We start from the raw sequence: 448 nt of genomic DNA, 5'->3' as shown, positions 1-448 counted from the left end.
GCTGGTGATTGTATTGGAAAATTACAATTGGCACATGTTGGATCAAAAGAAGGTGTTGTGGCTGTCGATCATATGTTTGAAGGGAACCCAATCCCAGTAAACTATAACATGATGCCTAAGTGTATTTATTCACAACCTGAAATTGCTTCTATCGGTTTAAACATTGAGCAGGCAAAGGCAGAGGGAATGAAAGTTAAAAGTTTTAAAGTACCATTTAAAGCAATTGGTAAAGCAGTGATTGATAGTCATGACGCAAACGAAGGGTATAGCGAAATGGTGATTGATCAATCAACTGAAGAAATTGTGGGTATTAATATGATTGGTCCACATGTAACAGAATTGATTAATGAGGCATCACTGTTACAGTTCATGAATGGCTCGGCATTAGAATTAGGACTAACAACACACGCACATCCTTCCATCTCTGAAGTGTTGATGGAATTAGGAT

At 37.7% G+C, this 448-nt stretch carries 1 protein-coding gene; it reads left to right on the top strand.

Translation table 11 applies throughout. The features are described from left to right. Nucleotides 1-448 (top strand): oxidoreductase dimerization domain-containing protein (locus C0Z19_RS29245; RefSeq protein WP_500472330.1); only part of this gene is annotated, 448 nt, incomplete at both ends.

Source organism: Trinickia soli, from assembly GCF_002879855.1.
GTDB lineage: Bacteria > Pseudomonadota > Gammaproteobacteria > Burkholderiales > Burkholderiaceae > Trinickia > Trinickia soli.
Note: the sequence above shows the minus strand (reverse complement) of the source record. Positions and strands in the feature narration are given on the sequence as shown.